Annotated in this window: 4 protein-coding genes; all 4 read left to right on the top strand. The window is 41.9% G+C overall.

Annotated elements, in window-relative coordinates:
- The coding region (locus C900_RS29775) for a T9SS type B sorting domain-containing protein (protein ID WP_040495909.1) at positions 1–3,544 on the top strand (3,544 nt) is incomplete at its 5' end.
- Between the two features lie 309 nt (positions 3,545–3,853).
- Positions 3,854–4,405: an REP-associated tyrosine transposase gene (locus C900_RS06545; RefSeq protein ID WP_040495913.1), complete on the top strand. Its 552-nt coding sequence runs from the start codon at positions 3,854–3,856 to the stop codon at positions 4,403–4,405.
- Between the two features lie 1,010 nt (positions 4,406–5,415).
- On the top strand, positions 5,416–7,371 hold the full coding sequence (gene gyrB / locus C900_RS06540; RefSeq protein ID WP_009578899.1) for a DNA topoisomerase (ATP-hydrolyzing) subunit B: 1,956 nt from the start codon (positions 5,416–5,418) through the stop codon (positions 7,369–7,371).
- Between the two features lie 398 nt (positions 7,372–7,769).
- Positions 7,770–9,953, top strand: a complete 2,184-nt coding sequence (gene ppk1 / locus C900_RS06535; protein WP_009578897.1) for a polyphosphate kinase 1 — start codon at positions 7,770–7,772, stop codon at positions 9,951–9,953.
- Positions 9,954–10,144 lie beyond the last annotated feature (191 nt).

The raw sequence follows: 10,144 nt of genomic DNA, 5'->3' as shown, positions 1-10,144 counted from the left end.
CATCAGTAGCTATGATGTAAGTGTCGTAGTAGATCCTGGCTTGGGAGGCACAGCAAGCACCGCTAGCGGTACAACAGATGTAAATTTGATCTCTGCCGATATATTTATGAATACCACCAGTGGTCCTTTGGATGTAGTTTATACAATTACACCTTACATAGGCACTTGTTTTGGTCCGGATTTTTCTATAACTGTCACAATTGAACCTGGGGTTTCAGGGGTACTTTCAGGAGACAATGCAATATGCGAAGGTTCATCAACAGATTTAAGGTTTGACTTAACAGGTACTTCTCCGTGGGATGTTGTATACACTGATGGTATATCTAATTTTAATGTTAATGGTGTTACAATAAGCACCTTTCTTATAAGCGTTTCACCTGTAGCTACCACAACATATACTTTAGTTTCAGTAACAGATGCTTCGGGCTGCCCGTCAACTGTCTCAGGTGGAGCCATAGTGACTGTGAACATCAATCCTGATCCAGGTTTAACCGTAACAGTAGATCCGGTCACTGACTTATGTGTAGGTGGTAGTGCAACTATAGAGATTGCGAATTCAGAGACAGGGGTAAGCTATCAATTGCGCAACGATGCTGATGATAGCAATGTAGGATCAGCAGTAGCAGGTAATGGCGGGACGATCAGCTTACCTACCGGATCCTTATCGACAACAACGACATTTAACATATTGGCAAGCAGTGGTGTATGTGCTCCAGTGGAGTTGACTTCAACACCAACAGTAACGGTATCAGGGTCTATAGATGCCACTCTTGCAATAACCGCAGTAGATGCTACGGTATGTGAAGGCAGCGGAACCACCATAGAGATTTCAAATTCTGAGGCAGGCGTTGATTACCAATTGCGTAATGATGCTGATAACAGCCTTATAGGAGGAGTAGTAACTGGTGACGGAGTGAGTACGGTAAGTTTACCGACAGGTAACTTAAGTTCTTCGACAGTATTTAACGTATTGGCGAGCAACGGAACATGTTCAATTGAAATGGATACAAAAGTATCTGTTGACACTGATACAGATCCTGATCCAGGTTTAACCGTAACAGTAGATCCGGTCACTGACTTGTGTGTAGGCGGTAGTGCAACTATAGAGATTGCGAATTCAGAGGCAGGAGTGAGTTATCAATTACGCAACGATGCTGATGATAGCAATGTAGGATCAGCAGTAGCAGGCAATGGCGGGACGATCAGCTTACCTACCGGATCCTTATCGACAACAACGACATTTAACATATTGGCAAGCAGTGGTGTATGTGCTCCAGTGGAGTTGACTTCAACACCAACAGTAACGGTATCAGGGTCTATAGATGCCACTCTTGCAATAACCGCAGTAGATGCCACGGTATGTATAGGTAGTGGAACAACAATACAAATTGAAAATTCCGAATCAGGAGTAAATTATCAGTTGCGTAATGATGCTGATGATAGTGCAATAGGAGGAATAGTAACAGGCAATGGACTGACTATTGGTTTGTCAACGGGAATTTTGAATTCAAGTACAACTTTTAACGTTTTAGCTACAAGAGGAGGGTGCAGTCCGGTTGAAATGGATACCAAGGTCACCGTCAATGTATTGCCATCATCAGATCCATCATGCGGCGGTGGTGGAGGCACCGGCCAATGCGCAACGGTAGTAGTATCATTCCCTAAAGAGGATCAGACTCCTGCAACATGTACGAATTCAGATGGCGAAGTGGTTTTTAATATAGATCCTTTTGTTCCTGCAGTAAACAATACCGGGGTAATTATCAACATAGATGGTCCGGTGACAAGAACAATAGTTAACGACTCTGTATTTAGTAATCTTCCTATTGGTGTTTATAGTTATACTATTCAGTACGGAGATCCATCATGTATTATTCCAGGAAACTTTACAGTTGACCAATCAGGAACGATAGGTACACCTGTCGCCAGCAACATAGTAGGTCCGGAATGTTTCGGTGGAAATGGCGTACTTAACCTTGATGTACCAGGAGAAACAGGTAACAACCTACAATGGTCACTGGACGGTGTAATATGGAACTCTTTTGTGGCTGGTTCGCAGATCAGTATTCCGGTGGGTCCTGCACCTTCCTTCGAACAGGTGATTGCTGTTAGAAGAGATAATACAGATCCATGTAATGCAGCAGTTACTGTTGTAATGCAGAGCCAGTTTAATGATATACAATTGAGTGCATCTACCACCGAAGCTAGCTGTGATAACAACGATGGTAGTATCAGAGTTACTTCTGTATCCGGGGGCAGTGGTAACTATGATTTTCGTTTGGATGGCATATTCCATGATGAATTGCCAACTAACAATACATTTGAGAATCTCGCAGGTGATAATCATGTGTTGACAGTAATTGATGCAGGAGCGGGTGGTTGTGAAAAGGATTTTAATATTATCGTACCATATCCCGGGCTTGTTAATTTTACTACTAACGTAAAGGACCCTGACTGTACCAATAATTCGGCTTCCAATGGAGAAATAGAACTGAATATAAGCTCTATTGGCCAATTCCAGGTGGGTATAAGTACAGATCAGGCTACTGACCCTACAGAGTTCTTTAACGTGGCCTCTAACGGTAGCGGCAGCTTTACATTCTCAGAGTTGACCAAAGGTGATTACTATGTTACAGTGGTATCTACCGGGGCGACTTGTCCTAACAGAAGAAAGGTTACCATTGCAGCAGGCCCTACTGCGGTATCATTCGATTATGAACTTGGATGCATAACAGGTGGTCAAAACAAGGAGCTGCTTCTTACAAACATCACTGGTGACAACACTGCGCAGTATACTCTAAGGGTATTTGATAAGTTTACCACAGATATGGTGGACGAAATTACCTTTACGTTGAATTCCGGTCAGCAGTTCCTGGTACAGAACAGGACGTTCCTGAATTTTAACAAAGAGTATAATCTACGACTACTTCAGGAGCAGGCAGCTTGTCCGGGTACGGAGATAGTGTTCAACCATCCGAAAGGCTTAGTTGTACCAACTGCATTGTATGCAGAAGCTGGTGAAACGACCAGTTCACTGCCCGACAGGTTTACAGGCACCATGAAAATACATAAATTCTCAGGAGGGCAACCGGCATACCTGACCCGCATAGAGCTTGATTCTGCTGCCGTTCCGGGTCAGTCGTATATCACAGACTATGATACTGTAAGGGTGAATAGCAATTTTGAGTATGAAATGGTCTATAAGGACATACCGGCAGGTAGATACCTGGTAGAGATAATGGATGAATTTGGTTGTGTAATAGAGCGAGTTGCGAGAGTAGAACTCAACACAAGCGTCTTCATACCTAACGTGTTCACCCCAAACAATGACGGCCACAACGACTTCTTTTTTGTAAGAAATCTTCCTGAATTTGGCGCGGAACTGGTGATCACCAACAGATGGGGTACTGTGGTATATAAAAAGAAGGATTACCAAAATAACTGGACCGCTGAGGGTGTACCGGATGGAATATATTTCTATAAACTTGATGTAGCCGGTGAGATATACAATGGCTGGGTTGAGATTTTAAGAGGGCAACCTTAGAGAAAAGATAATGTAAAAAAACAAAATCCGAAGTTTACTCAACTTCGGATTTTGTTTTTTAAGCCACTACCTAGCGCAAGTCTGTGACTTGTGCTTAAGAATGGTACTAGAGTCTGTGACTCGGCAAAGGAGGAGGGAGTTAAAATTTTAGAGATGATTGAAATATTAGAGAGGAGTTAAAAAGAAGAGCGGTTAAAAGGTTGCAAACCTTAATTTATTGAAAAGGCACAAGTTGCAAACTTGCGCCAGGGGCAGAGAAGAGAAAAAGAGCCCAAGCCAAAAACTTGCGCCAGCGGAAGAAAAAGAAAAATGAGTACAAAATATAAAATACGGGATCAGTCAAAACTTCATTCCATTACCTTTTCGGTAGTAGAATGGGTAGACGTTTTTACCCGAAATTTATATAAAGATATACTCGTTGAAAATCTAAAATATTGCCAGGAGAACAAAGGATTAATATTATATGCCTGGTGCATTATGACCAACCATGTGCATCTGATCATTTGCTCGGAGGAAGGCTACAACCAGGAAGATATACTGAGAGACTTCAAAAAGTTTACTTCTAAAAAGTTAGTGAGTGTTATTGAAGATAATAATCAGGAAAGCAGGAAAAACTGGATGCTTTGGCTGTTCAGAAGTGCCGGAGAGAAGAATGGTAACAATAAGAACCATCAATTCTGGCAGCAAGACAACCATCCAATAGAACTGTCCACCAATGAAATGATGCAGCAAAGGCTGGATTACATACATAACAATCCTGTAGAAGCCGGTATTGTTGATAATCCTGAGGATTATCTGTACAGCAGCGCCAGAGATTATGCAGGAATAAAAGGGTTGTTGGAGGTAGAGTTTATTCAATGAATTCTAACGCCCCACATCCTAGCGCAAGTCTGCGACTTGTGCTTAAGTATGGGGTACTAGAGTCTGTGACTCGGCAAGTTGAAAAGAGAATTATGATCATAGGAGGATATAAATAGAAGAGGAGATGATTTAAAGAAGGTTCGTTAAAGATGCAAACCTTAATTTATTAAAAGGCACAAACGTGAGTTTGGTATAATATGCCTGAAAATAGGCGGTCATCCTGGGCAACCAACAACCTTTAGGTTGATTTTGATGATAATGACATAGCTTCAGAACGGCCTTGAGGAAATGGCGTTAAGAATTTCAATGCCACACGTACACTTTATAGATCACGCTGTTTGAACCCCGTTTTTTCACGGGGTGAGTTTGTGATTTGTCATCGCAGGCATTGAAATTTAGCCATTTACTCACAGCCTTGACTTTTTTTGTTATCCCGAAAGCTTTATAGCTCTTCGGGAACAAAAAAGTAAGACTTAAGCGATGAAAAGCCAAAATAGACACAAAAGTTACAAACTGAGCAATAAGATGCTATCATCTGACTATCAGCATGTAATGAAAACTTGTCATTGGTACGTGAGGAAGGATCTTCCTTAGTGGTTAATAGTATCCTTGAACCTAGTAAGATTCTTCGTGCCTCCCCGAAGCAAATTAAGCAAGTTCGGGACAGGCAGAATGACCTTCAGTAGAGGTTCTTTGCTCGGTTTTCCTGATATGTACACCTTCAATCAGTTTGTTATATCGAACTCGTGTTAATTCGTTAATTAAAGTATTAAAGGCACTGAATAGTGTAAGACGAAAGAAATTTTTGTTTGAATTATTTCAATTTATTCCGGCCTCTTCATTTTAATATTTATGCAGATAAAACGCTGAAAAACCCATTATTTATTGTAGTTTTGGGAGGCCTTAGAATGCCGTGGTATGCAGAGTTTTAAAGATCACTTTCTAATTGCAGGGCAGTGAACTTCCAGCCGCTGGAGGTGACTTTTTTTAAACGGAATTAAATAAAATTTATGAGCGATAATCAAGATAAGAAGAAAGAGTATTCAGCAGGTAATATTCAGGTATTGGAAGGCCTGGAAGCCGTACGAAAAAGACCTGCCATGTACATTGGCGATGTTGGTGTTAAAGGTCTTCATCACTTGATCTGGGAGGTTGTCGATAACTCCATAGATGAGGCTTTAGCCGGATATTGCAATGAAATATCCGTTACCATTAATGAAAATAATTCTATCACCGTTTCCGATAACGGACGAGGTATACCAACAGATATTCATACCAAGGAGAAACGCTCTGCCTTAGAGGTTGTAATGACTGTACTGCATGCTGGTGGTAAATTTGATAAAGATACCTACAAGGTTTCTGGCGGATTGCATGGTGTAGGGGTTTCATGCGTTAATGCCTTGTCAACCGACCTTAGGGCGGAAGTGCATAGAAATGGAAAGATCTATGAGCAGGAATATAAAATAGGCGTTCCTCAGTATAGTGTAAGAGAAATTGGCGACACCGATAAAACCGGTACTACAATAACATTTCAGCCGGATAGTAGCATATTTAATGTTACGGAGTATACCTATGAAACTGTAGCTTCGAGGCTCCGTGAATTGGCATACCTGAATGCAGGCATCAGAATTCATCTCAAGGACTTGCGTGACCTGGATGATGACGGCAAGCCGAAAAGCGATGACTTCTTTTCAGAAGGCGGTTTGAAAGAATTCGTTCAATACCTTGACAGTACCCGTGAAAAGTTAATACCTGAGCCCATTTATATGGATAGTGAAAAGGGTGAAAACCCGGTTCAGGTGGCGATGAGTTATAATACGTCTTACAGTGAAAATGTTGTTTCTTATGTCAATAACATTAATACCATCGAAGGGGGTACACATGTCGCAGGCTTTCGAAGGGCGTTAACACGGACGCTGAAGGCCTATGCCGATAAATCAGGCTTGCTGGATAAAGTAAAGGTGGAGATCAGTGGGGACGATTTTAGAGAAGGACTTACAGCCGTGATTTCAGTTAAAGTAGCAGAGCCACAGTTTGAAGGTCAGACGAAGACCAAATTGGGTAACTCTGACGTCAGTGGATCGGTTGATACAGTGGTTGGAGAAATGTTAAACAATTACCTGGAGGAGAACCCTAAAGAAGCGAAGTCGATAGTCCAAAAAGTGATCATAGCAGCCCAGGCCCGTCATGCAGCACGCAAGGCCAGGGAAATGGTACAACGAAAGAATGTGCTTTCTGGTACTGGCCTTCCTGGTAAACTGGCCGACTGCTCTAACAACGATCCTACTATTAGTGAGTTGTATCTCGTAGAGGGTGATTCGGCAGGTGGATCTGCCAAGCAAGGCCGGGACAGAAATTTCCAGGCCATATTACCCCTAAGGGGTAAGATCCTCAATGTGGAGAAAGCTCAGGAGCATAAGATCTATGAAAATGAGGAGATAAAGAATATGATTACTGCGCTGGGTGTGAGTTTCGGTACAGAAGAGGATGAAAAAGCGCTGAATATGACCAAGCTGCGATACCACAAGATCATCATCATGACGGATGCCGATGTGGATGGTAGCCACATTCGTACATTGATATTGACATTCTTTTTCAGGTATATGCATGCACTCATCGAAAAGGGCTATGTATACATTGCTTTGCCCCCACTTTACCAACTTAAAAGAGGTAGGGATGAGCGCTACTGTTGGACCGAAGAAGAGAGAATGAAGCTTATCAAAGAAATGGCCGGTGAGGGGAAAGAAGAGTCGGTAGGTGTACAACGCTACAAAGGTCTTGGAGAGATGAACCCGGAGCAGTTGTGGACCACCACCATGGATCCGGAAAACAGAAGCTTGAAACGTGTAACTATCGAATCTGCGGCTGAGGCTGATCACCTGTTCTCTATGCTGATGGGTGATGAGGTGGCGCCAAGGCGAGAATTCATCGAAAGAAACGCGAAATACGCTAAAGTAGATATATAAGCTGCCGGATATACCGGTTAGAAATAGAGTCATTCTGATTTTGGTGTGAATTCTTTTGCTCCTGGTCGGAATGACTTTTATTTTTAAGCCATTTGATCAAATATTAATTGAACGTGAGTTCGATATGAGCTTAAAATAGACGGTCATCCTATCCCGAAGCTTTAAAGTGTTCGGGAGAAGGCTCTTCCTAAATTGTTAATGGTACCCTTGGACTCACTAAGATTCATTCAGAATACCTTTAAAAAAGGTTTTTTGAATCTGTTTTCTGATATACATACCTTTAATAGGTTCTGTTATAAAATCACGTTAATTTAATGAAGGATATGAATCTTCAAATGGTGAGGGAACGTTAAAGATTTTGTATTTTGTTAGCATTTAATAAGCACTGATGAGATAAGATGATAGTACCTGAGAAAATCCGGAAGCAGATAGAGGAAAGTGATTACATCAGCCGTGACCTGAGCTGGCTGAAGTTTAATGATCGAGTGTTAGATCAGGCCAAAGATCCGGGAAAAAGCATTATTGAAAGACTCAAATTTCTGGCTATCACCGAGTCCAACCTTGACGAATTTTGTACGATCAGGGTGGGTAGCTTGTATAATTATCTGGACTATAAAAAGCAACGGTTTGATTACTCAGGGCTTAGAGAGATCCCATTCAGAAAGGTTCTGTTTGCTAAAACAAAGCAATTTTCGAGGCATCAGCACAATCTTTTTATAAATGAGCTGACGCCACTGTTTGAGGAAAACGGATTCATAATCACCAATTATAAAGACCTTAGGAGTGATGAAAAGGCTAATGTAAATCATTATTTTGAGACCACCATCTACCCGATGCTAACTCCGATGGTGTATGATAACTACCACCCTTTTCCCATTTTAAACACCAATAGACTGGTATTAGGGGTCGTTACAAAAACAGATGAGAGCCACACTGACTACAAAAAGCTGTCGTTCATCCAAATTCCTTCCAACCTGCCCAGGTTTTATGAAGTAGAACGGGAGGATATAGTATGTTTTATTTCCATAGAGGAGATCATAAAGCATAATGTTGAGCATCTTTTCAGAAATGTCCAGGTACTTTCTATTACGCTGTTTAGAATTATTCGCAATGGTGACTTTACGTTGGAAGAAAGTGATGATATTGAAGCTAATTTCCTGGAGGAGCTTAAGAAAAAGCTTAAAACCAGGAGGACAGGCAGAGTGGTGCGGCTGGAAGTGACAGGCCGGCCGGACAACTGGATGATGAATGTTCTCAAAGAACGGTGGGATATCGATGACGATAATATTTTTAAGATCAAAAAAAGAAGCCTTCTGGACTTTACCGGGCTTACGCAAATAGTTAATCATCCGCTATTTAGGGACCTCCGAACTGAAATGCCCAGTCCTGTGCCACCGTTAAGCTATCCGGAGATCAAAGATGACAACATCCTGGATGTACTCCGCGAGAGAGATGTTCTTTTGCACCATCCCTACAACAGCATAGAGCCGGTGTTGGAGCTATTGGAAAGGGCCGCTGAAGACCCGGGAGTGTTGGCCATAAAAATTACTATTTACAGGGTGGCCAGGGACAGCAGAGTAACATCAGCGTTGCTCAAAGCCGCTGAAAATGGAAAACATGTGTCGGTGCTGTTTGAGGTAAAAGCGCGGTTTGATGAAGAAAATAACCTTAGGGAGGCACAGCGACTTCAAAAGGCTGGCTGTTTCGTGATATACGGTGTCAGTAGTTTCAAAACCCATACTAAGCTGATGCTGATAGTCAGGAAAGAAGGAGAGAAGGTGACCCGCTATGTCCATCTGTCAAGCGGCAACTATAACGAATCTACTTCCAAGCTCTATACAGATCTTGGCCTCCTTACTACCAATGAAGTGTATGCCCACGATGTTTCCGAGTTCTTCAATGTACTCACAGGGCATTCCTTGCCCAATGTATACCTTAATTTGATCACAGCCCCGAAAGATATGCGGCCTCAGTTGATCAAATTGATCAGAAACGAAGCCGAAAATGCCAGAAAGGGGCTTCCATCGGGCATAGTGATAAAAATAAATTCACTTCAGGATAAGGAGTCCATTGATGAAATGTATGCTGCGTCACAAGCAGGTGTGCCTATCAAATTAATTGTACGAGGTATGTGTTGCCTCAGGCCAGGCAGAAAGGGATTAAGTGAGAATATCCAAGTGCTCTCTATTGTAGGTCATTACCTGGAGCACTCCAGGATCTACTATTTTCATAACCAGGGAAACTCTAAAGTGTATATTGGAAGTGCAGACATGATGGTGCGAAGCTTTGAAAGAAGATTGGAATCGTTGTTTATGATCACAGATGATCTTTTGAAACATCAACTGATCAATATTCTGCAGTATAATTTGAAAGACAATGTGAACAGCTACGTAATGCGGGAGGACGGTACCTACCAGAGAAAACATCCGAATGGGCAGCCGGAATTTAACATTCACCGGGAATTTTACAATGTCACCAAAGATAACCTTGAAGCACTTGATCTGTCATTTGAAGTAGAACCAAAAATGGAAGAGGAAATCATAGATGAGCCAGTGAAGGAATTAAAAGCTTCAGGGAGTTGATTGACCAGTTTTTAGTTCTCAGTTTCCAGTTCTCAGTTCACCGTTCACAGACTTAGGAGAGCGTCAAGCTGTAAGCTTCAAGCCTCAAGCTTAAGTAAAAATAAAATATATCAAACATCAGTTTTACCCACCTCTGTTTCTCCTCCCCAATGCTCTTAAGTTAAGGACTGGCTTCAATAATAGGAGTTGTC

The organism is Fulvivirga imtechensis AK7 (assembly GCF_000331535.1).
Classification (GTDB): domain Bacteria; phylum Bacteroidota; class Bacteroidia; order Cytophagales; family Cyclobacteriaceae; genus Fulvivirga; species Fulvivirga imtechensis.
Note: the sequence above shows the minus strand (reverse complement) of the source record. Positions and strands in the feature narration are given on the sequence as shown.

Excerpts from the sequence above, each read along its gene's own strand:
- C900_RS06545 (WP_040495913.1), top strand. The coding sequence starts at position 3,854 with ATGAGTACAAAATATAAAATACGGGATCAGTCAAAACTTCATTCCATT.
- gyrB (WP_009578899.1), top strand. The coding sequence starts at position 5,416 with ATGAGCGATAATCAAGATAAGAAGAAAGAGTATTCAGCAGGTAATATT.
- ppk1 (WP_009578897.1), top strand. The coding sequence starts at position 7,770 with ATGATAGTACCTGAGAAAATCCGGAAGCAGATAGAGGAAAGTGATTAC.